The sequence below is a fragment of the Thiomonas sp. FB-Cd genome (assembly GCF_000733775.1).
Lineage (GTDB): Bacteria > Pseudomonadota > Gammaproteobacteria > Burkholderiales > Burkholderiaceae_C > Thiomonas_A.
Genome location: NZ_JPOE01000005.1, coordinates 1,196,647 through 1,218,904, shown reverse-complemented (window position 1 = coordinate 1,218,904; position 22,258 = coordinate 1,196,647). Strand labels below are relative to the sequence as shown.

Here is a 22,258-nt window from a genome sequence, read left to right as displayed (position 1 = left end):
AGGCTTCGGACTGCGCATCCATCACCCGCCGCCATGAATCTCATCAAGCCCCTTGTGGCGCTGTTGGCCATTGTCAATCCCCTGGGGGCAATTCCCTTCTTTATCGCCTTCACCGAAGGCTTCAGTCCGGCGCAGCGGCACCGCACCATCTTGGTGAGCGCGTTTTCGGCCTTTCTCGTGATCGGGCTCAGCGCGCTTTTTGGTACGGATCTTCTGCACTTTTTCGGGATCTCGCTTGCATCCTTCCAGGTGGGCGGCGGGATGTTGCTGCTGATCTCTGCCATCAGCATGCTCAATGCCAAACCGGGTGCGGTCAAGTCCACACCGGAGGAAGTGGATGAGGCCGTAGCCAGTGACAGCGTGGCAGTCGTCCCCCTGACGATTCCGCTGTTGACGGGGCCGGCCACCATCTCGACGGTCATCATCTACGCCAACAAGGCGCGTCATTGGAGCGACTTGCTCGTGCTGGTCTCGTACGGTGTGGTGATCGCACTCGCATCTGCGATGGCCTTTCGTGCCGCGCAGCCCATCGCACGTTTTCTGGGCAAGACGGGAATCAATGTCATGACACGCCTCATGGGGCTGATTCTTGCGGCCCTTTCCGTGGAAATGATGAGCGACGGATTACTGAAGTTATTTCCGGGGCTGGGCCGGTGACTCGAATTGGTGCGATGCACCAACTTGATTCGGGTTTTCCCGCGTGCATGTTCCGTGCAACGCCTCAATAATCTTGCGTATTCGCAATGCTTGCACTGCAGCCTGACCAAGGGGTGAGCACTGAGGAGACAGCCCATAGGGGTTGCGGGCATCCGCAAATCCCCAAGCCATCAGCGGCAAAGCTGATACCGGGCGCCAGAACCAAAGGTTCCGGCGCCTTTTCTTTTGGTTTCTCCATTTCCATGACGTGGGAGCGTGCGAGCCTCCCACAGCAGCGACCACACGCACCCGCCCGTTGATGGATTTCGGCCTGCTCACCCTTGGCTTGGCCGCAATGGCCGCAGGCTTCGTGGACTCGATCGTCGGGGGCGGTGGCCTCATTCTGGTGCCTGCGCTATTTTCAGCATTTCCCACCACACCGCCTGCCACGCTATTTGGCACCAACAAGGGTGGGGCGATCTGGGGCACGTCGGCAGCGATGCTGTCCTTTTTGCGCCGCGTTCGCATTCCCTGGAGCACGGTCCTCCCCGCAACCCTGGCCGCCTTCGGCGGTGCCCTGCTTGGGGCCTTCGAGATCACGCGGGTTGAGTCAGGCGAGTTCCGCAAGGCCTTGCCCTTCATCCTGACCGCCGTGCTCGCTTATACCCTGGCCCGCAAGGATCTCGGGCACCACCACAGTCCGCACCTCAGTGGGCGCGCCGAAACGCTGTTGGCGGTCCTCGGTGGCGGTGTGATCGGGTTTTATGACGGCTTCTTTGGCCCCGGCACCGGCAATTTTCTAGTGTTCCTGTTTGTCCGTGGATTTGGCTTCGATTTCCTGCATGCCGCGGCGAGCGCGAAGGTCGTGAACGTTGCGTGCAATCTGGCCGCGCTCCTGCTGTTTGCAAGCAAAGGGCACGTGATGTGGCCCATCGCGCTGGTCATCGCCCTCTGCAACATCGCCGGCAGCGTGCTGGGCACCCGGCTGGCCATGCGCCGAGGCACCCATTTCGTGCGTTGGATGTTCATCGGCATTGTGGCGCTGCTGATCGCCAAGACGGCTTGGGACGCATTTTTTGCAGCGGCGGCCCACTGATCGCACCTGGCGATCGGTCGTCGAACATGCCCGACCAGCTGGCTGGGCAAAACGGAAGGCTCGCTTGCCTGCATGGTTGAAGCGCTTCGTGGCTGGTGCGCCGGCATTGCCCGGCTTCGCGCCTTCGTCAACCCTTCCCGACCCCGGGGCCGGTACCCGCTCCCGTCAGGCCGCCTTTGACGGTCCGCCCCAATGCAAGACTGACGTCCTGACACGGCGAGCGAGGGGAAACGGCGCGAACACGACGACGGACACGCGCTGCAGGCGCGGGCCCCGGTCCGGCATCCGATGGCAGCAGACAGCGGGTGTTCCACGTGGAACACCCGCTGTCGCCGTGCATAGCTCCTATTGACGCGCGCAGCTCAGCCCTGGCGGCTCTTCATCGGGCAGGTGCTCATGCCCAACAGGCTGTAGGCCGGACAGACCCCGATAATCCCCGTGACCAAGGGAACAATACCGATGTAGCCCCACACGCCGACATAACCGAGCGCGGCCGCCAGTATCAGTGCCAAGCCAACGACGACACGAACCACACGATCCCAACCGCCTTCATTGATCTTCATGAGACCTCCTTGCCTGCGATGGTGAGACTATACGCGCCCCGGCGTTTCTTGGCTCTGACCCAAATCAGATCTCGCGCATGAGTTCCGCCACGCGCTGTGCGCAATCCACCATCTGCCGCTCCCGCACTCCGCCGTCCCTCGAATCCACAGCGCGCCTCGCCTTGCCGGCAACGGCATGCGTGCATCCTTGCCCCCCCCAAAGCGCCACACGCCACCCAAAGCCAGCCCCGCGCCCGCCAGTCGCGCGGGTGGCAGCGCCCCGGAACTTGGTCCACCGAACGGCCAATGCGCGCCAGACCGAGGCACCGATGTTCCACGTGGAACATCGGTGCCTCGGCTGCCAGCTCGCTCGCCCTACAATCGATGCTCAGGACTTGAACCCATGGATTACCCACAAACCTTTGACGTCATCGTCGTTGGCGGCGGTCACGCCGGCACGGAAGCCGCCCTTGCGGCCGCCCGCATGGGCGCCACCACACTGCTTCTCACCCACAACATCGAAACCTTGGGGCAAATGTCGTGCAACCCATCGATCGGTGGGATCGGCAAGGGGCACCTCGTCAAGGAAATCGATGCCTTGGGCGGCGCCATGGCCGCGGCCACCGATCTCGCGGGCATCCAGTTCCGCATCCTCAACGGAAGCAAGGGCCCAGCCGTGCGCGCAACGCGCGCACAGGCCGATCGGCTGCTGTACAAAGCGGCCATCCGCCAAAAACTTGAGGGCCAACCCAACCTTTGGGTGTTCCAGCAAGCTGTGGACGACCTCATCCTTGCCTCGACAGGCCAAGGTGAACGCGTTCGCGGCGCCGTTACGCAAAGCGGCATTCGCTTTCATGCGCGCACGGTCGTGCTCACCGCCGGCACCTTTCTGGACGGCAAGATCCACATTGGCCTCGACCACTACGCAGCCGGCCGCGCCGGTGATCCCCCCGCCGTCTCGCTCGCCCGCCGCCTGAGGGAGCTCCAGCTTCCCCAGGGGCGCCTGAAAACGGGCACGCCACCCCGCATCGACGGCCGCACCATCGATTTTTCCCGGACCGAAGAGCAGCCGGGCGACCGCGACCCCACGCCCGTCTTCAGCTTCCTCGGCCGCCCCGAGCAGCACCCGGCCCATCGACCCTGCTGGATCACACACACCAATTCACGCACCCATGACATCATCCGCAGCGGCCTCGACCGCAGCCCGATGTACACGGGCGTCATCGAGGGCGTGGGCCCGCGCTACTGCCCGAGCATCGAGGACAAGATTCACCGCTTCGCCGACAAGGATGCACACCAGATTTTCCTGGAGCCCGAAGGCCTCACCACGCATGAGTTTTATCCCAACGGCATTTCGACCAGTTTGCCCTTCGATGTGCAGCTGGCGCTCGTGCGAAGCATCCAGGGGCTTGAAAATGCCCACCTGCTGCGCCCCGGCTATGCGATCGAGTATGACTACTTTGATCCTCGCGCCCTGAAATCATCCCTTGAAACACGCGCGATTGAGGGGCTGTTTTTCGCTGGACAGATCAATGGCACCACCGGCTACGAAGAGGCTGCTGCGCAGGGCATTCTGGCCGGCGCAAACGCCGCCTTGCAGGTGCATGGCCGCGATCCGTGGTGTCCAGCCCGCGATCAAGCCTATCTCGGAGTCTTGGTCGACGACCTGATCACCAAGGGCGTCAACGAGCCTTATCGCATGTTTACCAGTCGCGCCGAATACCGCTTGAGCCTTCGAGAGGACAACGCCGACCTGCGCCTGACTGAAATCGGCCGCAGGCTCGGCCTGGTCGATGACCAGCGCTGGGGCGCTTTCTGCCGCAAGCGCGATGCAATCGATCGTGAGCGCGAGCGCCTGCGCTCGACCTGGGTGCAGCCCGGCATGCTCGCGCATGCCGAAGCTTCCGCGCTGATCGGGCAGGGCATCGAGCGCGAATACCGTCTCGAAGATCTCCTACGCCGTCCCGAGGTTGACTACACGCGGCTGATTTCGGCTCTGGAGGGACGGTTCGCCCCCGCCGAGCCCTTACAACCGGATGAAGCCGAGCAGGTCCAGATCGCTGTGAAGTATGCCGGCTACATCGATCGCCAGCACCAAGACGTCCAACGCGCCGCCGAATACGAACACCTTCCGCTGCCGGCGGATTTGGACTATTGTGCCGTGCAGGGGCTCTCCATCGAAGTGCAGCAAAAGCTCGGGCGGGCCATGCCCGAGACCTTGGGCCAGGCTTCACGGATCTCCGGCGTCACCCCGGCGGCCATCTCCCTTCTCTTGGTGCACCTGCGCAAGCGCCGGCTGCGCCCCGCCGCGCTTGCGCGGGAATCGACCTGATGCCGCCGCGCCCGCAGGTCATGAACGATCCCCTGGACGCAGCGCCAGCGAGCACGGCCCAGCGTCTCGACGGCGTGCTCGATGCGCTGCAGCTGACTGCCAGTGCAACCCAGCGCGCACAGCTGCTCGCCTATCTGGATCTTCTGCAACGCTGGAACCGGGTGTACAACCTCACGGCCATCCGTGATCCCCGCCAGATGCTTGACCTGCACGTGGCCGACTGCCTTGCCTTGCTGCCAGGCATCACCGAACGCGCCTCGCACCGCCTCCTCGATGTCGGCTCCGGTGGGGGCCTACCGGGGCTGGTACTGGCCATCATGCGCCCCGGCATGCACGTGGTGCTGAATGACGCCGTGCGAAAGAAATGCGCCTTCATGCAGCAGGCTGCTGCCGAGCTGCGCCTGACCCGCGTGGAGGTTGTGCACGCGCGCGTCGAGCAACTGCGCCTGCCGGCCTTCGACTGCATCACAAGCCGCGCCTTCAGCGATCTTGCCACGCTGATCCGGCTCACGTCGCACCTCTTGGCCGAGGAGGGCTGCTGGGCCGCGATGAAGGGCGTCACACCGCAGCCCGAGCTTGAGGCGCTTCCCCCCACAATCGACGCGACAGTCCAGCCGCTCACCGTACCGGGCGTCGACGCCCAGCGTTGCGTGGTTTGGATGACCCGCCATCGTACGCAATGACTGTCACCACGCGCCTCAATGAGGGAGATGCAATGGCATCGGTATTTTGTGTCGCCAACCAAAAGGGTGGAGTCGGAAAGACGACCACCTGCGTGAATCTCGCCGCGGGTCTTGCCCAAGTGGGGCAGCGCGTGCTCCTTGTGGACCTCGACCCGCAGGGCAACGCCACGATGGGCTCCGGCGTGGACAAGCGCGGTCTGCAGCCCAGCGTTTACCAGGTGCTCCTGGGCATGTCCAGCGTTGCCGAAGCCCGGCGGCACAGCGACAAGGCCGGCTACGACGTGCTCGGCGCCAACCGTGAGCTCGCCGGAGCCGAGGTTGAACTCGTCGACCAGGAACGGCGCGAGCATCGCCTCAAAGATGCCCTGCACGCGGTGCGTCACGACTATGATTTCGTCCTCATCGACTCACCACCTGCGCTTGGCCTTCTTACGCTCAACGGCCTGTGTGCGGCACAAGGCGTTGTTGTGCCGATGCAGTGTGAGTATTTCGCGCTGGAGGGGCTCACTGATCTTGTCAATACCGTGCGGCAAGTCCATGCCCGACTGAATCCGGACCTTACACTCATCGGACTCTTGCGGGTGATGTTTGACCCGCGCATCACCTTGCAGCAACAAGTCAGCGAACAGCTCAAGACGCACTTTGGCCCCAAGGTCTTCAACGCGGTCATTCCGCGCAATGTCCGACTGGCCGAAGCGCCCAGCTACGGGCAGCCAGGCGTCGTGTTCGACAGGTCCAGTCGGGGCGCCCAGGCCTATGTCGAGTTTGCGCAGGAGATGGTGCAACGGGTGAGCACGCCCGTACCCGCACCCGCAAACGCGCCCAGTCCGGCCACCGCAGAGGATTAGACGATGAGCGAGCAAATCACCGTCCTGCTCCTTCCGGGCTGGCTCGGCTCCGGGCCGGGTCATTGGCAAACCCGATGGGCGCAGTTGCATGGTGATCATCTCGTGCAGCAGCACGACTGGACCACCCCGCTGCGCGGTGACTGGATCTGCGAGCTTGAAGCAGCCGTGCTGAATGCAGCCTTCCCCGTGCTGCTGGGCGCGCACAGCCTCGGCTGCCATCTGGCTGCGGGCTGGGCAGGAATCAGCCGCAATGCTCACCGCGTGAAGGGCGCCTTACTGGTTGCCCCACCGGATCTCACCCGCGAGGACCTGCCACCCGCCTTGCAAAGCTGGCAACGCTACGCCCTGCAGCGCGTGCCATTTCCAACGCGCCTCATCAGCAGTACCGACGACCCGTATTGCCGCCCCGAGGCCACCACCCGTATGGCCTTGGCTTGGGGCTCGCGCCACACCGAGGCCGGGGCGCTGCGCCACATCAACGCCGAAAGCGGTTTGGGTGACTGGCCGCGCGGCCGCGACTGGCTGCTCGAACTCGCCCGCGCCTGATGCAATTTCCCCCACTTCACCACCGCCCCCATCCATGAGCACCAATCCCTCCACCCCTCCCGCGTCCGGCGGAAAGAAACGAAAAGGCCTGGGCCTCGGGCTTGAAGCCCTTCTGGGCTCGCAAGGCGCCGACATTACCGCGGCCGGCCACCCGTCGAGCCTGCCCCTGGATGCATTGCTGCCCGGCAAATACCAGCCGCGCACGCGCATGGATGAAGGTGCGCTGTACGAGCTCGCCGAGAGCATCAAAGCTCAGGGTGTGATGCAGCCGATTCTCGTGCGCCCGCTGCAGCAGGGAAAATACGAGATCATTGCCGGGGAACGCCGCAGCCGCGCTGCGCGCCTGGCCGGGCTCGATGTGGTGCCGGTCCTGGTGCGTGAGGTGCCGGACCAAGCCGCCTTGGCGATGGCCCTGATTGAAAACATCCAGCGTGAGGATCTGAACCCGCTGGAAGAGGCCCAAGGCATCCAGCGCCTGATTGCCGAGTTCCATTTCACCCATGAGCAAGCGGCTCAGGCGGTGGGGCGGTCGCGCACATCCGTGAGCAATCTCCTGCGCCTCATCAACCTCGCCACACCCGTGCAGTCCATGCTGCTCGCGGGGGATTTGGACATGGGCCACGCGCGCGCTTTGCTCGCGCTTGACGGCGCCGCTCAAATCCAAGTTGCGCAACAGGTCGCGGCCCGCCGCCTGTCGGTGCGCGAAACCGAACGCCTGTGCACCCGCGCGAGCCACCAAGACAGCGCCAAGCCTCGCGCCAGCGCCCAACCGTCGCGCGAACAACGCGAACTGGACCGCATCGCCAACGAATTGGCCGAGCACCTTGCCGCGCCCGTGCAAATCCGCGTGCGCGGAAGTGGCAAAGCGGTGCGCGGTGAAATCCACCTCGCCTTTCATTCGCTTGACGAGCTCAATGGGCTCATCACCCTTCTCCGGCCAGCCGCGTGACAACCGGCGCCTGTGCGCGCCATTACCCGGCAGACCCAACGCGTCTTGGGCCTTAAAGCCTTGATTGCCCTCGCTCTGGAATGAAGCGAGTACTCACATCAAAGGATCTTCCCCGAACACGGTCAGCACGCCTGTGTAGCCGTAAAGGCGATCACCCGCGATCTCGCCTGCAGCAAAAAGGCCAACGAGCGGCATGTCCCCGAGATGCTGGCGCACCAGCGCCAGCTCTGCCGAGGGCCCGCCGAAATGCGGGCCACCCCGGCCCGCGCATGAGACGTACACGGCACCACGTGCGGGCACGCCCGTCTGCGGCGGGCGCCCGACCTTCGCCGTCTGCTGCGTTGCCACCCACCGCGCCTCGCGCCGCTGCTCGAGCTCCTCGCGTACCTCGGCACAAAGCCGGATGAGGTCACGCCGAGCAGCGTTCACATCGCGGCGACAAAATCGCACATGCATGCCGGGCTCGGGCACTGTGGCGATCGCGACGCCATGTCCCGTAGGATCCACGCCAATGAGGTGACGCAGAGTGGTCTCGGCCCCGATGGGCCGCCCACTTCGTGCGCCACCGGCAGCAGGCGACAACCCGGCCAGGGTCGCGCGCAGGCGCGGCGCCAGGCGCGGCAACTCCAGACTGGACTCGCCGAGATCGTCCAACAGGGCCGATAAGGCGGGCGCACCATCCAGCGCATAGATCACGTTCTGCGTGCACCGCGTGATGGCACGCGCCGGCCCCACCGGCTCACAGCCTTGCGTGAGGCCGCCCGCCATGGCCACCCGCGCCGAAAAGGCGACGCCCGACACGCCCCCCTGCAGCACATCATCCGCAATCTGGACCGCCTGCGCTCGCGAGGAGACCAAGCCGCCAAAAATCTCACCGGCGGTCGTGCGCCCGGCCATGTCCCGAACGAGATCATCCATCTCGGGCGTGGCCGGATCGCCATGCACCAGGGCTGTGTGCGCACCGCGCCAACCGCTCGACGCGGGCTGCAGCGGCTTGAGTCCGGAGAAAACCCGGAAGTCACGCGGGGGACCTGCAGCAGCATCAGCGCCAGTGCCGGCTGGTCAAAATACTCCTGCGCATCCGCCGCGATGCCCACGCCCACCCCGCCCACCCAATGGGCAACCCCCGTGCGGCTGCGCAGCTCACGCAGCAGCGGCTCGGCAGCGGACGCATAGGCGTCGGTGAAATAAACGATGCCAAGATTCGGCCGCGCAATGGTATCGGGCTGCGCGCGGGCCACAGCAATCTGCGCCAAGGCCCGCTCCAGGGCTGTGGCCCAGTGACTGTGGCTTGCGTGGGCGCTGATGAAACGCATAGGAAGTACCAACGAGAAATGAATGAGCGTGAAGTGGGCCCCGATGGCGACGGGAAAACCAAGGAGCACCCATGCTAATGCCGGCTCCCGTGCCGACAGGCCGATGGGGGCTTGCACGGCAAGCGGCTTCGGCAGCGCCTTGCGGCTCATGCCAAGCCTTCACGGTCAAGCCTCGCCAACAGGACGCGACTGCGCCCCCTTGGCGCTTTGCTTTACTTCCCGGCGACCTTGGTGCGCGCAGCCGCACTTGCCCCCTTGCCGGGCTGGCTCGCGCGCTTGGCCACCGTCGCCCCCCTCACAGTGGGCTTTGCCGCTTGCGAAGCGCCGGACTGGGCCTTCTTGGCCCTTCGAGCCGGCGATCCGGCCTGTGCGCCGCCTGGCGCCGGAGCAGCGGATGCGGCACTCGCCTCCGCGTTGGCACCCGGCATTGGCCAGGGACTCTCGCGCAGCGCCTGGGTCGCCACCTGACTGAACTGCTGGCTAACCGCGTTCCACCACTGCATTGGATCCATCACGCCCGGGAGCGGAAACTCCGCCCCCGCATCCTCCACCGCGGCGCCCGGCGACTCCTCCGCGCTCGATGCGGCCGGCGACGGATCCTGGGGAGTTGCGCTGCCATGGCCATCGGCCGCAGCGGCCCCCATGGCCTGTGCGCCCGCCTGCATTGCCTCGGTCATGCGTCCGGCCAGCTCCCCCAGATCCACGTTCATCGTCTTCAGTGCCGACAACGTCATGCGCTGAACTTCCAGCGTCTGGATCGTCGCCTGGGTCAGCTTGGCATTGGCTTCCAGCCATTGCAGAACCGCCTTCAAGTCCGTGATCTTCTGCTCGAGTTCCTTCGGATCCATCGTCGGGGCCATCCAACTGGCAAACCCCGTCGGCAGCCCGGAGCCCTTGAGCAGCGACTGGAAAAACTCCATGCCTGGCATGGCCTGGCCTTGGGTGTACGGATGCATGGCTCACCTCGCGAATGGCTACCCAGCATAGCGCCACTCGTGCCGCTTGCAAACAGGAAGCCACACGGCGTCGCCCCCATGCTCAGCGGTCCATGGCAGCCCCCGGCCGGCACACCGGCCCCCGATCGTGCCCCCACCCCCGCGCGAGCCTGGCCCGCCGCCTCCCACGCCGCCCCAGCGCCTGCCAAGAACTGCCTCGGGAGAGCCGGGGCACAATGCGCGCATGTCGAAATCCGCTCCTTCGCCGCCCAATGCCACAGGCCGACTGGCCTGGCGGCAAGCGCTGGCCTGGGCTCTCGTGGTCGTGGCCCTGCACGCCTTGCTGCTGCACGGCCTGGGCAGGGCTTTCCCGGCGGCCGAGCCGAACCGCATTGCCGAGCCCGTGTTTGTCCATCTGCTCGTACCCACCGCCCGGGTGAGCAAACCGGTCATTGCACCAACGCGCAACCCCGCGCCCGCTTCGCCTCCAAACCACGTCCCGCCTCCGGCACCAACATTGAGTCTTGGCAGCGAAGGGCAGGGCCGCGCCCCGTCACAGGCAACCTCCCTTCCGGCGCCCAAGGCCTCCGCGCCTCCAGCAGCGCCTGTGGCTGGAGGTGCCTCAACCCCCAGCCTGCCCGCGTCGCCTCTGTCGCCGTCCGCTTCCGCGGCTCAGCCCTCGAACGCAAACACCGCCTTGCCAAACGTGGCGGCACCGCATCTGCAGGCGGCCGATCAGGGATCCGCCGCCCCCGGGGCATCCGGCCCTGCATCGTCGGCGCCCGCGCCCACGGCGGACGCATCCTCGTCCGCCACCGCGCCCGCAGGCCAGGCCGATGCCCTTGGGTGGCCTCCGGCCACCCAGCTTCAGTATGTGTTGTCCGGCTATTACCGCGGCCCTCTGCACGGCGAAGGCTCACTGGACTGGTTACGCGACGGCCGCAGTTACCGCGTTGAACTCGCTGGTGCGGCGCTCGTGAGCTTCGCCTACACGAGTACGGGGCATATCGACGGCAACTGGCTCGCGCCCGACCGTTACGTCGAGCGCGTCTTCACACGGCGCAAGACCGTGAGCTTCAACCGCGATCACAACACCCTCAGCTTCTCAGCCATCAGCACGGTCATGCCACTGCCGAGCCACCTTCAGGACAGTGCCAGCATCTTCATGCAACTTGCCCACCAGCTCACGATGCGCCCCCAGGATTTTCGCGTCGGCCAGCACATGGCATTTGAAGTCGCCAGGCCTACAGGCACCACCACATGGGACTTCATCATCGCCGGGCAAGACGTGGTGCGCACCGACGTTGGCAGGCTGCTGTGCTGGCACCTTATCCACCCCGGGGACGAGCACGGGCTGGGTGCCGAAGTCTGGCTCGCGCCGGCATTGCAAAACCTGCCGGTTCAGATTCGCCTGCAACAATCCGACGAGAACTTCCTGCTGTTCACGCTTCGCCAAGCGCGCCAGCAGTAGCGCCGAGCGCAGCGCTGGCCGAGCTGTCGCCGACGCAGAAAGACGCGACGGCTCCGCCGAAGGCGGCCCAAATCCGAGGGAGGGTGCAGCCTCCACCGCCATCCCCCCAATGCAAATGCCACCGCAGGGCCGACCCGCCGATCGCCACGCCATGTGCGATCACGAAAGCAAATGTCCGACATTATTAGCCGTTCGACGCTCGAGCATTTGCTGCCCTGAGACACGGAGCATTGGCCTGATGGCGGGCCAGAGCGCACGCGTGTGCACCGATGTGGAGCGCGGTGCGTTGAATGGCCGTGGGGCTGCAGGATTCGCGCTCGGTTTCGGGGGTGGGCTTGATTCTTGCTTACTTGCCCCTATCTGTTGTTCAACTCTGAAAGTGAGCTTTAGTTGGCGGCTCGGTCGGCAACGACCACGGCCCGGCATACATTGCAACGCCACAACACACCGAAAGCGAGACTAGCCATGCAAACCATGATTTACGATTCCGATGCGTTTTGCGTTTTCCAGCTCGACTGGGCCGATCGCGTCATGGAAAAGCGCTCCGAGAGCAGCGACACGGAGCGGCACGGCGGCTTTGAAATCGTCGACAAATTCGCCCGCAAGGAAATCTTCATCGACGGCCCCGTGGCCGACGGATTCCGTGAGCGCGTGCAGAACCTCATGGCCAACTCGCCAACGACCGATGACATCGACGAATTCCTTGATGGTTTTTCGGCCCTGTCGCGCCAGAACCTGCACGCTCACTGACCCGAAGCCGGCGCCCGGCTTGCCTTTCTAAGGCGGGCGCTGTTGTCTACTGGGGCCTTTGCGGTGCGCGTGCCTGCGGTTGTGCGTGGGTTTCCCGGGCCAGAAACACGCACAAAAGGGCCACCGCGACCCACACCATCAGCACCCCAAATGCCATCTGGAATGCGTGCAGCCCGTACTGCCGCACTCCGGCGAGGCTGCGTCCCGTCCACAAAGCATCCAACACCCAGCCCAACAGGGGAAGCTGAATCAGCGCCCCGACCATGACGCCCGTGTTATGAACCCCGGTGGCAGTGCCTGCGAGGTCCTGCGGTACCGACTCCTTTGCCCAGGCGAAGCCGACGACCATCGATCCGGCACCCACGGCGCTCGCGAGCAGGACCGGCAAGAGCAGACCCCCCGGCGCCTGCGGCCAAAGGGTGAGCAGCGCAAATCCGGCCAGCGTCAGCGTGCCTCCGATCACGTACGGCAGCTTGCGCAGGCGCAGCCGGTCCGACAGCCGGCCCCAAACGATGCTACCCACCGAGAATCCAACGAGCATCGCCGCGATGACCCAGGATGAACGCTCGCCGCTCATGCCCCGGTGCTGTTCCAAAAATGGCGCACCCCAAAGCGTCGTGAAGGTCAGGAAGGCGCCACATATACCGCTTGGTGCCACGAAGAGCAATGCCGTGTTGCGCCAACGCCAGACCGCGCGCAGGCCTCGCAGCACCTCGCGTGCCGAGGTTGGAGCGTGTGACGGCAGCCAATCGCGGTATCCGCGCTCGCGCGGTGAATTGCGTATGGTGCGCCAGGCCAGCAGCGCGAGCACGAGGCAGACGATCCCGACGCCAGCCAGCGTCCAACGCCAGCCCAATAACCGGCTCATTGCCAGCAAAGGCGCCTGCGCCAGCACCGCACCAAGCGTTCCGGCCGATAGCGACAGTCCCGACATGGTGCCGAATACCCGGGGGGCGAACCAGCGAGCGGAAACCTCCAGCAGCGACACCCATGCCACACCGTGGCCAAGGCCGATCATGCCCCGAGCCACAAGCGCCACCGAGTAGTTGGGCGCAGCGGCAAACAGGAGGGTCCCCAGCCCCGTCAACAGGGTGCCAAACACGATGAGCGCCTTCGGACCCCACCGATCGTTGGCAATGCCAGTGGGAATCTGCGATGCCGCGTAAAAATAGAAATAAAACGAGGCCAGGTTGCCAAGCTGCGCGGCATTGAGATGAAAGTCGCGCATCAGCGGACCATTCAACACGCCGGGCGTCACCCGCAGGAAAAACCCGGCCATATATGCCGCCGCCGCAAGCGCCCACATACCCAGCGCCAGGCGCAGCGGGGGATGAGCGGGGAGCGGAGTGAGATCGGACATGAGCGAGGGACCGACCCGAACTCTAGCAGCGCTTGCCACGGGGCGCAGAAGCCACCGGAAGTTGCGGCGCACTGCAGAAAACTTGCCCTGCGTCAAAACAAGTTCAAGAACACCTCCATAGACTTGCTCGCATGATCCTCGTTGCCCCGAGCCCGATATCCGTACGCCCCGAGCTGGGTGCCCTGCGCGCCCAGCAATTGCATGGTCATTCGGGCGCGCTGGCCGTGCGCGTGCTCAAAGCCATGGCGCATCGGGAGCGCTTGTGCATCCTTTGCCTGCTCATCGATGGGCCGATGTGTGTGCGCGATCTCGAGCACGCAGTCGGCATGCGTCAGGCCGCCTTGTCGCAGCAACTCTCGCGGCTGCGCGCCGAGAATATCGTCGACGCCGAGCGGCGCGGCCGGTTCGTGCACTACCGCATCAAGACGCCACAGGTCATGGCTGTCGTGCGCGCGCTGTGCGGCGAGCTGTCCCCATAGCGCAGGCTGCGGCCACCCGCGCGCACTTCGCGCCAATCGCACGGCGACTGACTCCGTGCGCGACACGCCCCCTCCCCGAGGGCGGTACAGGCTCGGCTCGCCTTTGAAGCGCGCGCTGCGGTTGGCCCTACCATCGGGCCATGTCTGCCACTGCATTTCTCATCCTGCTGGCCGCCGCGGTGCTGCTCGTCCCGCTCTTCAAGCGCCTGGGCCTGGGCTCGGTGCTGGGCTATTTGGTGGCGGGCATGGCCGTCGGCCCCTATGGGCTGCGCGTGGACAGCCAGCCCGATGCCATCCTGCACACCGCAGCGCTTGGCGTCACGCTGCTGATGTTTCTCATTGGTCTGGAGCTGCAACCCAGCCGGCTGTGGGCACTGAGACGTCAGGTCTTTGGCCTGGGTACGCTGCAAATGGCTGGAGTCGCGCTCCCGGTGGCCGCATTGGGCACAGCCTTCGGGCTTGGCTGGGCCGCAGCGGCGCTGGTCGGCGTGGCCATTGCCATGTCATCCACCGCTTACATCCTGCCACTTCTTGCCGAGCGGCGTGAGCTCACCACGCGCTTCGGGCGCGAGTCGTTCGCGATTTTGCTGTTTCAGGACGTCAGCGTCATTCCCATCCTGGCACTTCTGGCCCTCGCGGGCGCCGGCGGCAAGCCGCCTGGCTGGCCGGCGCTGGCCGCGCTCGGGCTGCTCGCCGTGCTCGGAAGACCGGTGCTGGCCACGATGTTCCGTTATGTTGCGCGATTTGGAAGCGGAAACCGCGAATTGTTTGCCGCTGCTGCCCTGTTGGGCGCCGTGGGCATTGCGGTGGGCCTCAGCTCGGTGGGTTTATCCGCCTCACTCGGCGCATTCCTGGCTGGCGTCCTGTTGGCAGACTCCGAGTTTCGCCATGAACTCGAAGCCGCGATCGAACCTTTCGAATCCCTCCTGCTCGGTTTGTTTTTCATCGCCGTGGGGATGGGAATCCAACTCCCCTTGCTGGCCGCGCAGCCCTATCTTGTCGTCGGCTTGGGCGCCGGCATCCTGCTGCTCAAGGCCTGCATGCTGTTCGTCTGGCGCCGCGTCGTCGGCGGGGACACGTCAACCAGTTTGACCCTGGCGATTTTTCTCGCCTGTGGTGGCGAGTTCGCATTTGTGCTGCTGGCCAACGCCGGCGCTGGAGGGCTGCTGCGCCGGCCCACTGTGGAGCTCCTGACGGCGGCCGTGGCGGTGTCCATGGCACTGGCTCCAATTTTGCTGATGCTGCACGACAGACTGCTCAAGCCGTGGATGCGAGAGCGCCAAACGCCACCTTTCAGCCCCATCGACACCCCGGGAGAAGCTGTGGTCATTGCCGGGTTTGGCCGCGTGGGCCAGGTGGTCGGCCGCATGCTCAACGCGCAGGGCATTGCCTTCACGGCACTGGATGCGAGCCCCGAGCAGGTGGATTTCGTGCGCAGGTTCGGCAATAAAATCTACTACGGCGACGCAAGCCGCCTGGCATTGCTGCACGCCGCGCGCGTCGGCGACGCCAAGCTGTTCGTTCTTGCTGTGGACGACGTCGAGGCCAGTGTGAAGATCGCTGAACTCATGCGCCGGCACTTCCCCGAAGTGCCGCTGCTGGCCCGCGCACGCAATCGTGCCCACCTCATGCGGCTGCGCGAGCTCGGCGTGCGCAATGCAACGCGCGAGACGTGGTGGTCGAGTGTCGAAATGGGCAAGCAGGCGCTGCAGGCGATTCGGCCGGGGCTGAATGTGCAGCGCATCGCGAACCTGTTTGCAGCGCATGACGAACGCCTACTCGAACGCCAACAAGCTGTCTCGCATGATCAGTCGGCACTGATTGCGCTGTCGAAAAGCGCGCGGGCGGAGTTGGAAGATATTTTGCAGGACGATGCGCAGCTGGCGCTGCACGCCCAGGATGCCGGGGCGCCGCCGGCGGGTGATACGGCAGCGTCCTGAATCAGCGTCGTTCGGGCGGCGCTGCCATGCCGCTCACCACGTGCCGTGCATGCCCCAGTAAATGATGAAGACGGCCACCAGGGTTGAAATGGCCCATGCCCAAGGCGGCATCATGAACCACAGGCGCTCGACCATGCTGCCCGGCATCCGGGCGGACTCGTCGCCGCGCGCGTTGCGCTCGAAGCGGCTGAAGAAATCTTCAATCAGCCCCTTGACGGCCAGATCCACCGCACTTTGTCCCATCTGCGCGATGGCGCCACCGACCTCGGCGCTGGCCTGGTAGTTCATCTGCGTGCCGCCGTCGGTGGGCTGCAACGCGATCAGCGCGCGCCCAAGGCCGAAGCCGGCATTGCCCCCATTGCCCTCAAATCGCAGGACGTAGCTGTGTGGCGGGTTGACATCCTCGAGCGTGAGCGTGCTGGAAAAGCGGGTCTTGTAGTTCGCGATATTGAGCACCTGCACCACCTCGAACTGCCCTTCGCCGGTTTGTGTGACCGATTCACAGCCTGGAATACAGGACTTGAGCATCTGGGTGGAGTTCAACGCTTCCCAAGTTTGGGCTGGCGTCAGCGGAATGGTGCGTTTGCCTTGGACGTCCATGGTGTTCTCGCTAATGGATGAGGGACCGGTGGGACGGGCGCGGCGCGCCCGTTGCAGTATTAATGTGTACTTATATTCCCTGGACACCCCCACTTTCAAGCTGCAGTGCAACAAACTGCGGGAAAGTCCTTTTAGGGATTTCATCCAATCGCACCTCGAGCGGTCAACCGGTCGCTGTCTGGAGGCATGCCTGCCACCCGTCATGAGGACACGCGGCGCGTTGGCCGCTACAGTTACGCCATGCAAATCGTGATTCTGGATGACTACCAAGACGCCGTGCGCAAGCTCGCCTGCTTTGCGACCCTGAGCGGACATGACGTCAAGGTGTTCAACAACAACGTCAAGGGCGCTGGCCAGCTCGCCGTGCGCCTGCGCGACGCGCAGGTGGTGGTCCTCAACCGTGAGCGCACCGCGCTCACCCGTGCGGTGCTGGACAAATGCCCCAAGCTCAAACTCGTCGTGCAAACGGGCCACGTCGGCGCCCATCTGGACGTCGACGCCTGTACGGCACTGGGCATCGCTGTCATCGAGGGCAAAGGCGACCCCGCCCCGACCGCCGAATTCACCTGGGCGCTCATCATGTCGGCCATGCGCCGCATCCCCCAATACGTTGCCAACCTCAAGCAAGGAGCCTGGCAGCAGCCAGGGCTCAAATCCCAGTCCATGCCGGTGAATTTCGGCTTAGGCCAGCGCCTGGCGGGCAAGACGCTCGGCATTTGGGGCTATGGACGCATCGGGCGCATCGTGGCCCGCTATGGCCAGGCCTTTGGAATGCACGTGCTCGTATGGGGCAGCGAGGCATCGCGCACGGCTGCGGCCCAATCGGGCCTGGACGTGGCGGCGACCCGCGAGGCGCTATTCATTGAAAGCGACATCCTCAGCCTGCACCTGCGTTTGACCGACGCCACCCGGGGCGTTGTCACGCTCAGTGAGCTCTCCCACATGAAACCGCAGGCCATCCTGGTCAACACGGCGCGCGCCGAACTCATCGCTTCCGATGCCCTGGTTTCCGCGCTCAACCGCGGCCGTCCGGGCATGGCTGCAGTGGACGTGTTCGAGGCCGAACCCATCATGCGGGGAAATCCCTTGCTGCGCCTGGAAAACGCCATCTGTACGCCCCACATCGGCTACGTCGAGCTGGAGCATTACGAGCACCTGTTCGGGCAGGCATTTGAGGCGATCGGTCACTTTTCCGCAGGCGACACTGCTGACCTCCTGAACCCGCAAGCGCTCGACCATCTGCGCTAGGCAAGCAGCGCGCGGCCGCTTGCGCCGCGTCAATTCGGGTCGCGTCCCGACGCGCCCGCCGCCGATTGACTGACTTCGGCCATTGCCTCTCCCAGCGGTCGCGGCAGCTGCGCGGCCTGTCCGGGTGACGCTGCAGGCACCGACGGCTCGCTTGCCTCGGCATCGCGCATGCCGTCCTTGAATCCCTTGACGGCCTGGCCAAGATCCGTACCGATGTTCTTGAGCTTTTTCGTGCCAAACACCATCATCACGATGACCAACACGATAAGCCAATGCCAAATGCTGAATTCGCCCATTGCGATCTCCGTTGGTGGACGCCATCGTATCCTGATCAATGCACAACTTGGTAAGACCGGGTCTTCGCCCGAATGTTCCCCGCACTCACTTGCCGATGCAGAATCGGTTGAAAATATCGCCAAGAAGCGCATCGGCCGTCACTTCACCGGTGATGGCCATCAATTCGCGGTGGGCCAGTCTGAGTTCTTCGGCCAACAGATCGAGCGCGGGGTTCGCTGCAGCGAGCAAGGCTTGCGCCACCCGGAGATGCTCCGCACAAGCCCCGAGTGCCTGCACATGCCGGGTGCGCGCGATAAACACGCCCTCGGGCCACGCCTGCCATCCGCACGCTTGCAGCAAGGCCTGCCGCAGTCCATCGAGGCCGGCATGGCTGCGCGCGGAAAGGAGCAGGTCGTTGCGCGAGCCGCCCATACCGTGCCGGCGGGCGAACGCAGCGATGCGTGCCGGCGCCTCTGCCGGGTCCAGTGCATCCACTTTGTTCCACACATGCAGCAGTGCAGCGTGGCGTGGCGCGTGTGCTGCCAGCAGCTCGGCGAGCCGTGCCTCGTCTTCGGCATAGCGGCTTTCGCCGACGCGGGTCAGGTCGTGCAGAAACAGGACGGCGTCTGCATCCGAGATCGCGTCCCAGGTGCGCTCAACCCCGATGCGCTCAACCTGGTCGAGGGTTTCGCGCAGGCCCGCGGTGTCGACGACGTGCAGCGGCACGCCCTCGATCTGGATGGATTGGCTGACACGGTCCCGCGTGGTGCCGGGAACATCCGTCACGATCGCAAGCTCGGCTCCGGCCAATGCGTTCAGCAAAGAGCTCTTGCCCACGTTGGGCTGGCCCGCCAGCACCACGCGTACGCCCTCCCGAAGCAGCGCGCCCTGGCGCGCGCGCGCCAGGATATCGGCCACGTCGCCACTCAGCCCGCGCAGGCGTTCAGCAACGCCGGCTGCGCGGATGAACTCGATGTCTTCCTCGGGAAAGTCCAGCGTGGCCTCCACCAACGCGCGCAAGTCGCGAAGGCTGTCGCCCAGCGCTTGCACGCCGCGTGAGAACTCTCCCGCCAGGGCGCGCGAGGCGCTGCGCGCAGCAGCCTCAGTCGTCGCATCGATCAGATCGGCCACAGCCTCGGCCTGGGCCAAGTCGAGTTTTCCGTTGAGAAAGGCTCGCTCGGTGAACTCGCCCGGCTCGGCCGCACGCATGCCCCCTTTGCCGCCAAGCTCGAGCATGCGCGCCAGCAGCAACTGCAGAACCACCGGGCCTCCGTGCACCTGCAACTCCAGCACGTCCTCGCCCGTATAGGAGTGGGGTCCGGGGAAGTACAGCGCAAGGCCGGTGTCGATGACGCCGGCGTGCGCGTCGCGCAGCGGCAGCAACGTGGCATGGCGGGGCGCCAGCTCCCGCCCGCACAGTGCTCGCATGAGCTCGCGCAGATCGCGCCCCGAAGCGCGCACGATGCCAACGGCGCCACGACCGGCGGCCGTGGCGATCGCCGCGATGGGGTCGTTACGGCGTACCAGCGCGTCCATGTCGTGCAGCCAAGTGCAGAACGGATCGCCGTGCCACCCCGCGGCGCCCGCTTGCGCTTACTTCGGCTCGGAAAATTCCGGCACGCCCATCTTCTTGTTGATGAACCACTGCTGCGCGATCGAGAAGATGTTGTTCGTCAGCCAGTACAGCACCAACCCTGCAGGGAACAGGAAGAACATGACGGAGAACGCCAACGGCATGATCCACATCAACCGCGCCTGCATCGGGTCTGGCGGCGTCGGGTTGAGCTTGACCTGCAGGAACGATGTTCCGGTCATGATAAGCGGCAGGATGTAGTACGGATCCTTGGCCGACAGGTCGTGGATCCATCCCAGCCAGGGCGCGCCGCGCAATTCCACGCTGGACAGCAGGACCCAGTACAGCGCGATGAATACCGGAATCTGGATCACGATGGGCAGACACCCGCCGAGCGGATTGATCTTTTCCTTGCGGTACATCTCCACCATCGCGGCGTTCATCGCCGCCTGATCGTCCTTATGCCGTTCACGCAGCGCGGTGAGGCGCGGTGCGACCGCCTTCATGCGCGCCATGGAGCGATAGCTGGCGGCCGTGAGCGGGAAAAACAGCAACTTCAGCAAAATGGTCAGCCCGATGATGGACCAGCCCCAGTTGCCCAGAACCTTGTGGACCTGCTCCAACACCCAGAACAAAGGCTTGGCGATGATGGTCACCCAACCATAGTCCTTGACCAGCTCGAAGCCCGGCGCCAAGCCCTGCAGCTGGCTCTCGATCTCCGGGCCCACGTAAAGCGTATCGGTCTGCACCGTGTGCGCGCCGGGAGCAAGTTGCGGCAGCTGAAGCATCACGCCCACGGCGTAGAGGTTGGGTTGCAGCTTGCGCAAATAGAACTCGCGATTGCCCGTATCCGGCTGCGGCAACCAGGCCGACACGAAGTAATGCTGAACCATCGCGAGCCAGCCATCGCTGCTCTTGATGGTTTTGACCTGGTCGTGGATGTCCTTGAACTCGAATTTTTGAAACTTATCCTTGCTGTCGTAAACGGCGGGCCCGGTGAACGTGTGATAGAAGTGCGTGCCCGTACTCGGGTCGTGGCCATCGCGCACAAGCTGCATGTAAAGCTGCGGCGCAACCGGAGTCTGACCCCTGTTGCTGATTTCGTTGCGCACGGCAATCACATAACTGCCTCGCTTGAAGGTGTAGCTGCGTGTGAGCTGCACGCCGCCGACCACGGGCGACTGCAGGCGCACGGTCAGCGTGTCGGCCGAGCCCATGGAGGTGGGCCCTGGCAGAAGCACCATGGGCGTCTTGTGATTGGGAAAGTCGCCCCCCACCAGGCCGCTCTGCGCCAGATAGGTGTTGCTCGCGCTGCTGTCGAACAGCACCACGTCGTCCTTCGCGTCAGAGTGGCTGGCATACTTGAGCAGCCGCGCGTACACCAAATTGCCGCCCTCGTTGGACACTTTCATGTCCAGCACGTCGGTCCGGATGCTTGTCAGCGTCGCACTTGGCGCGGTGGCGGGCGCCGACGGGACGATGCCCGGGGCTTCTGCACCGGGGAGCGCTGTGGCATTCTGGGCAACGGGTACGGGAACGTCACCGGCGCGACCCGCGGGTGCGGAAGCCGTCGCCGTCACCGCAGGAGGCTCGCCAAACAGCCCGCTGCCGCCGTTATAGCGCAGCCAGGAGTTATACAGAAAGATCACCGAGACGGTGAAGATCACCCACAAAACGGAGCGGCGAAAGTCCATGCGAAATCCTGCGGGAGTGAGGTTAAGAAATCAGAATCCGAAACGAGGTGCGCGACCAAAACGGCGTATTAGACATGAGGTGGCTTGACTGCCTGCGCAACTCGCGTTGCGGTTGGCGGTGGGTTCACGGCGCCATCGTCCGACACGACGGGCTGTTCCTCGCCCAACGCATCGTCGCCTGGACCGCGTGTGCGCCGCCATGCAGCCCAGCTGAATACCATCGGTACCGGATCATGCCCGCCCTCACACCAAGGATGGCAACGCGCGATGCGCATGGCGCCCAGATAACTTCCCTGCGCGGCACCGTGCTGGCGCAGGGCCTCGATGGCATATTGCGAACAGGTCGGCGTGAAGCGGCACTGACCGCCCACCCAAGGGCTCAGCAGCAACTGATATGCACGCACCAACGCGATGAGCAACTGTCTCATTGCGGACCGTATGGGGCGTAAATCTTGGGGTTCGGACCACTTGCTGGTGCCACATCCGTGAACGCCTCGCGAAGGATCCGCGCGTGGTATTGCCGCAGCAGCTGTTGGATCTGCGTCCGCACGTACCGCATCAGGTTGCGCGAGCTCGCGCTGACGAAGGAGTCGGGCAACTTGCGCGTGAGCTTCAACACCAGAACGGGTGCCGGACTTGACCATCGCAGGTCATCCTGGCGCATGACCTCGCGCAACGCTTCGCGCATCACCCGACGGATCAAATTGCGGCGAACGGCTTGTTTGCACAACCGCTTCGGAACGACGAAACCGAGCACGCACTCACGGGTGCAGGCACCAGGCTGGATCCCGTCGGCCTCCTGAGCTGCGCGGTGATGCAAATAAAATTCCGGCCCACGCACACCCGGCCCACGCAGACTCGCCGAAAACGACTCGGGACGCGTCAGAGGGACAAGCCGAATGGTGAGCTCCCGCCTGCCAAGGTTATGCGCGTCGGCCATGCGGGCATGCTTCCGTTTGATGGACTGGTGGCAAGTGCCACCTG

Annotated in this window: 22 protein-coding genes and 1 pseudogene; 12 read left to right on the top strand and 11 right to left on the bottom strand. The window is 64.8% G+C overall.

Annotated elements, in window-relative coordinates; genetic code table 11:
* The first annotated feature begins 33 nt into the window (after window positions 1-33).
* Window positions 34-657: a MarC family protein gene (locus CD04_RS0119440; RefSeq protein WP_031409810.1), complete on the top strand. Its 624-nt coding sequence runs from the start codon at window positions 34-36 to the stop codon at window positions 655-657.
* A 298-nt stretch (window positions 658-955) separates the two neighbouring features.
* The gene (locus CD04_RS0119435) at window positions 956-1,732 is read left to right on the top strand and encodes a TSUP family transporter (protein WP_031409808.1); all 777 of its coding nucleotides are present in this window, start codon (window positions 956-958) and stop codon (window positions 1,730-1,732) included.
* 362 nt (window positions 1,733-2,094) lie between these two features.
* On the opposite strand, the gene CD04_RS0119430 is transcribed toward CD04_RS0119435, so the two are convergent.
* The gene (locus CD04_RS0119430) at window positions 2,095-2,295 is read right to left on the bottom strand and encodes a DUF2892 domain-containing protein (protein ID WP_031409806.1); all 201 of its coding nucleotides are present in this window, start codon (window positions 2,293-2,295) and stop codon (window positions 2,095-2,097) included.
* A 382-nt stretch (window positions 2,296-2,677) separates the two neighbouring features.
* On the opposite strand from CD04_RS0119430, the gene mnmG reads away from it, so the two are divergent.
* The 5 genes from mnmG to CD04_RS0119400 are packed head-to-tail and all read left to right on the top strand — an operon-like array spanning window position 2,678 to window position 7,632.
* Window positions 2,678-4,606: a tRNA uridine-5-carboxymethylaminomethyl(34) synthesis enzyme MnmG gene (gene mnmG / locus CD04_RS0119420; RefSeq protein ID WP_031409802.1), complete on the top strand. Its 1,929-nt coding sequence runs from the start codon at window positions 2,678-2,680 to the stop codon at window positions 4,604-4,606.
* Between the two features lie 20 nt (window positions 4,607-4,626).
* Window positions 4,627-5,289, top strand: a complete 663-nt coding sequence (gene rsmG, locus CD04_RS0119415) for a 16S rRNA (guanine(527)-N(7))-methyltransferase RsmG (RefSeq protein ID WP_038168912.1) — start codon at window positions 4,627-4,629, stop codon at window positions 5,287-5,289.
* 32 nt (window positions 5,290-5,321) lie between these two features.
* Window positions 5,322-6,137 carry a ParA family protein gene (locus CD04_RS0119410; protein ID WP_038168910.1) on the top strand — a complete coding sequence of 272 codons (816 nt, stop codon included), beginning with the start codon at window positions 5,322-5,324 and terminating at the stop codon, window positions 6,135-6,137.
* A gap of 3 nt (window positions 6,138-6,140) precedes the next feature.
* Window positions 6,141-6,683: an alpha/beta hydrolase gene (locus CD04_RS0119405; RefSeq protein WP_031409796.1), complete on the top strand. Its 543-nt coding sequence runs from the start codon at window positions 6,141-6,143 to the stop codon at window positions 6,681-6,683.
* A 34-nt stretch (window positions 6,684-6,717) separates the two neighbouring features.
* Window positions 6,718-7,632 carry a ParB/RepB/Spo0J family partition protein gene (locus tag CD04_RS0119400; protein WP_051849453.1) on the top strand — a complete coding sequence of 305 codons (915 nt, stop codon included), beginning with the start codon at window positions 6,718-6,720 and terminating at the stop codon, window positions 7,630-7,632.
* A gap of 93 nt (window positions 7,633-7,725) precedes the next feature.
* Here CD04_RS0119400 and CD04_RS25390 read toward each other — a convergent pair whose 3' ends face one another.
* The 3 genes and pseudogenes from CD04_RS25390 to CD04_RS22300 form a co-directional block, all read right to left on the bottom strand.
* The gene (locus CD04_RS25390) at window positions 7,726-8,328 is read right to left on the bottom strand and encodes an FIST C-terminal domain-containing protein (protein ID WP_369792870.1); all 603 of its coding nucleotides are present in this window, start codon (window positions 8,326-8,328) and stop codon (window positions 7,726-7,728) included.
* Window positions 8,329-8,367: 39 nt separating this feature from the next.
* Window positions 8,368-8,948: pseudogene (locus CD04_RS25385) on the bottom strand (FIST N-terminal domain-containing protein); the annotation flags it as partial.
* Between the two features lie 212 nt (window positions 8,949-9,160).
* Entirely contained in the window at window positions 9,161-9,904 is a 744-nt protein-coding gene (locus CD04_RS22300) for a PhaM family polyhydroxyalkanoate granule multifunctional regulatory protein (protein ID WP_038168581.1), read from the bottom strand.
* Window positions 9,905-10,127: 223 nt separating this feature from the next.
* On the opposite strand from CD04_RS22300, the gene CD04_RS0119385 reads away from it, so the two are divergent.
* Window positions 10,128-11,354 (top strand): DUF3108 domain-containing protein, encoded by a 1,227-nt coding sequence (locus CD04_RS0119385; protein WP_051849452.1) that lies wholly within the window; start codon window positions 10,128-10,130, stop codon window positions 11,352-11,354.
* Between the two features lie 465 nt (window positions 11,355-11,819).
* Window positions 11,820-12,104, top strand: coding sequence for a DUF3567 family protein (locus CD04_RS0119380; RefSeq protein ID WP_031409788.1), 285 nt, complete (start codon window positions 11,820-11,822; stop codon window positions 12,102-12,104).
* Between the two features lie 46 nt (window positions 12,105-12,150).
* On the opposite strand, the gene CD04_RS0119375 is transcribed toward CD04_RS0119380, so the two are convergent.
* The gene (locus CD04_RS0119375) at window positions 12,151-13,464 is read right to left on the bottom strand and encodes an MFS transporter (protein ID WP_031409786.1); all 1,314 of its coding nucleotides are present in this window, start codon (window positions 13,462-13,464) and stop codon (window positions 12,151-12,153) included.
* 131 nt (window positions 13,465-13,595) lie between these two features.
* Here CD04_RS0119375 and CD04_RS23430 point away from each other — a divergent pair, with 131 nt between their 5' ends.
* Both CD04_RS23430 and CD04_RS0119365 read left to right on the top strand, forming a co-directional pair.
* Complete coding sequence (locus CD04_RS23430) at window positions 13,596-13,943, top strand: helix-turn-helix transcriptional regulator (protein WP_081858097.1); 348 nt, start codon at window positions 13,596-13,598, stop codon at window positions 13,941-13,943.
* A 140-nt stretch (window positions 13,944-14,083) separates the two neighbouring features.
* Entirely contained in the window at window positions 14,084-15,883 is a 1,800-nt protein-coding gene (locus CD04_RS0119365; protein WP_051849451.1) for a cation:proton antiporter, read from the top strand.
* A 33-nt stretch (window positions 15,884-15,916) separates the two neighbouring features.
* Here CD04_RS0119365 and CD04_RS0119360 read toward each other — a convergent pair whose 3' ends face one another.
* Complete coding sequence (locus CD04_RS0119360) at window positions 15,917-16,483, bottom strand: CoxG family protein (protein ID WP_031409781.1); 567 nt, start codon at window positions 16,481-16,483, stop codon at window positions 15,917-15,919.
* Between the two features lie 240 nt (window positions 16,484-16,723).
* Here CD04_RS0119360 and CD04_RS0119355 point away from each other — a divergent pair, with 240 nt between their 5' ends.
* Window positions 16,724-17,731, top strand: a complete 1,008-nt coding sequence (locus tag CD04_RS0119355; protein WP_031409779.1) for a D-2-hydroxyacid dehydrogenase family protein — start codon at window positions 16,724-16,726, stop codon at window positions 17,729-17,731.
* 29 nt (window positions 17,732-17,760) lie between these two features.
* Here the strand turns inward: CD04_RS0119355 and tatA are convergent, their stop codons facing one another.
* From tatA to CD04_RS0119330, 5 genes are all read right to left on the bottom strand, one after another.
* Complete coding sequence (tatA, locus tag CD04_RS0119350; protein WP_081858096.1) at window positions 17,761-18,027, bottom strand: Sec-independent protein translocase subunit TatA; 267 nt, start codon at window positions 18,025-18,027, stop codon at window positions 17,761-17,763.
* Between the two features lie 85 nt (window positions 18,028-18,112).
* Window positions 18,113-19,543 carry a tRNA uridine-5-carboxymethylaminomethyl(34) synthesis GTPase MnmE gene (gene mnmE / locus CD04_RS0119345; protein WP_031409775.1) on the bottom strand — a complete coding sequence of 477 codons (1,431 nt, stop codon included), beginning with the start codon at window positions 19,541-19,543 and terminating at the stop codon, window positions 18,113-18,115.
* A gap of 57 nt (window positions 19,544-19,600) precedes the next feature.
* A complete protein-coding gene (yidC, locus tag CD04_RS0119340; protein ID WP_031409773.1) occupies window positions 19,601-21,274 on the bottom strand; it encodes a membrane protein insertase YidC in 1,674 nt (557 codons plus the stop codon).
* Between the two features lie 68 nt (window positions 21,275-21,342).
* Window positions 21,343-21,702, bottom strand: a complete 360-nt coding sequence (gene yidD, locus CD04_RS23425; RefSeq protein WP_081858095.1) for a membrane protein insertion efficiency factor YidD — start codon at window positions 21,700-21,702, stop codon at window positions 21,343-21,345.
* On the bottom strand, window positions 21,699-22,214 hold the full coding sequence (locus tag CD04_RS0119330) for a ribonuclease P protein component (protein WP_051849450.1): 516 nt from the start codon (window positions 22,212-22,214) through the stop codon (window positions 21,699-21,701). The genes yidD and CD04_RS0119330 overlap by 4 nt, the downstream gene beginning before the upstream one ends.
* Between the last annotated feature and the right edge of the window lie 44 nt (window positions 22,215-22,258).

Excerpts from the sequence above, each read along its gene's own strand:
- CD04_RS22300 (WP_038168581.1), bottom strand. The coding sequence starts at position 9,904 with ATGCATCCGTACACCCAAGGCCAGGCCATGCCAGGCATGGAGTTTTTC.
- CD04_RS0119410 (WP_038168910.1), top strand. The coding sequence starts at position 5,322 with ATGGCATCGGTATTTTGTGTCGCCAACCAAAAGGGTGGAGTCGGAAAG.
- CD04_RS0119430 (WP_031409806.1), bottom strand. The coding sequence starts at position 2,295 with ATGAAGATCAATGAAGGCGGTTGGGATCGTGTGGTTCGTGTCGTCGTT.
- CD04_RS0119385 (WP_051849452.1), top strand. The coding sequence starts at position 10,128 with ATGTCGAAATCCGCTCCTTCGCCGCCCAATGCCACAGGCCGACTGGCC.
- CD04_RS0119365 (WP_051849451.1), top strand. The coding sequence starts at position 14,084 with ATGTCTGCCACTGCATTTCTCATCCTGCTGGCCGCCGCGGTGCTGCTC.
- CD04_RS0119360 (WP_031409781.1), bottom strand. The coding sequence starts at position 16,483 with ATGGACGTCCAAGGCAAACGCACCATTCCGCTGACGCCAGCCCAAACT.
- CD04_RS23430 (WP_081858097.1), top strand. The coding sequence starts at position 13,596 with ATGATCCTCGTTGCCCCGAGCCCGATATCCGTACGCCCCGAGCTGGGT.
- CD04_RS0119440 (WP_031409810.1), top strand. The coding sequence starts at position 34 with ATGAATCTCATCAAGCCCCTTGTGGCGCTGTTGGCCATTGTCAATCCC.
- CD04_RS0119400 (WP_051849453.1), top strand. The coding sequence starts at position 6,718 with ATGAGCACCAATCCCTCCACCCCTCCCGCGTCCGGCGGAAAGAAACGA.
- CD04_RS0119380 (WP_031409788.1), top strand. The coding sequence starts at position 11,820 with ATGCAAACCATGATTTACGATTCCGATGCGTTTTGCGTTTTCCAGCTC.
- mnmE (WP_031409775.1), bottom strand. The coding sequence starts at position 19,543 with ATGGACGCGCTGGTACGCCGTAACGACCCCATCGCGGCGATCGCCACG.
- yidC (WP_031409773.1), bottom strand. The coding sequence starts at position 21,274 with ATGGACTTTCGCCGCTCCGTTTTGTGGGTGATCTTCACCGTCTCGGTG.
- CD04_RS0119330 (WP_051849450.1), bottom strand. The coding sequence starts at position 22,214 with ATGGCCGACGCGCATAACCTTGGCAGGCGGGAGCTCACCATTCGGCTT.
- tatA (WP_081858096.1), bottom strand. The coding sequence starts at position 18,027 with ATGGGCGAATTCAGCATTTGGCATTGGCTTATCGTGTTGGTCATCGTG.
- CD04_RS0119405 (WP_031409796.1), top strand. The coding sequence starts at position 6,141 with ATGAGCGAGCAAATCACCGTCCTGCTCCTTCCGGGCTGGCTCGGCTCC.
- CD04_RS0119435 (WP_031409808.1), top strand. The coding sequence starts at position 956 with ATGGATTTCGGCCTGCTCACCCTTGGCTTGGCCGCAATGGCCGCAGGC.
- CD04_RS0119375 (WP_031409786.1), bottom strand. The coding sequence starts at position 13,464 with ATGTCCGATCTCACTCCGCTCCCCGCTCATCCCCCGCTGCGCCTGGCG.
- CD04_RS0119355 (WP_031409779.1), top strand. The coding sequence starts at position 16,724 with ATGCAAATCGTGATTCTGGATGACTACCAAGACGCCGTGCGCAAGCTC.
- yidD (WP_081858095.1), bottom strand. The coding sequence starts at position 21,702 with ATGAGACAGTTGCTCATCGCGTTGGTGCGTGCATATCAGTTGCTGCTG.
- mnmG (WP_031409802.1), top strand. The coding sequence starts at position 2,678 with ATGGATTACCCACAAACCTTTGACGTCATCGTCGTTGGCGGCGGTCAC.
- rsmG (WP_038168912.1), top strand. The coding sequence starts at position 4,627 with ATGAACGATCCCCTGGACGCAGCGCCAGCGAGCACGGCCCAGCGTCTC.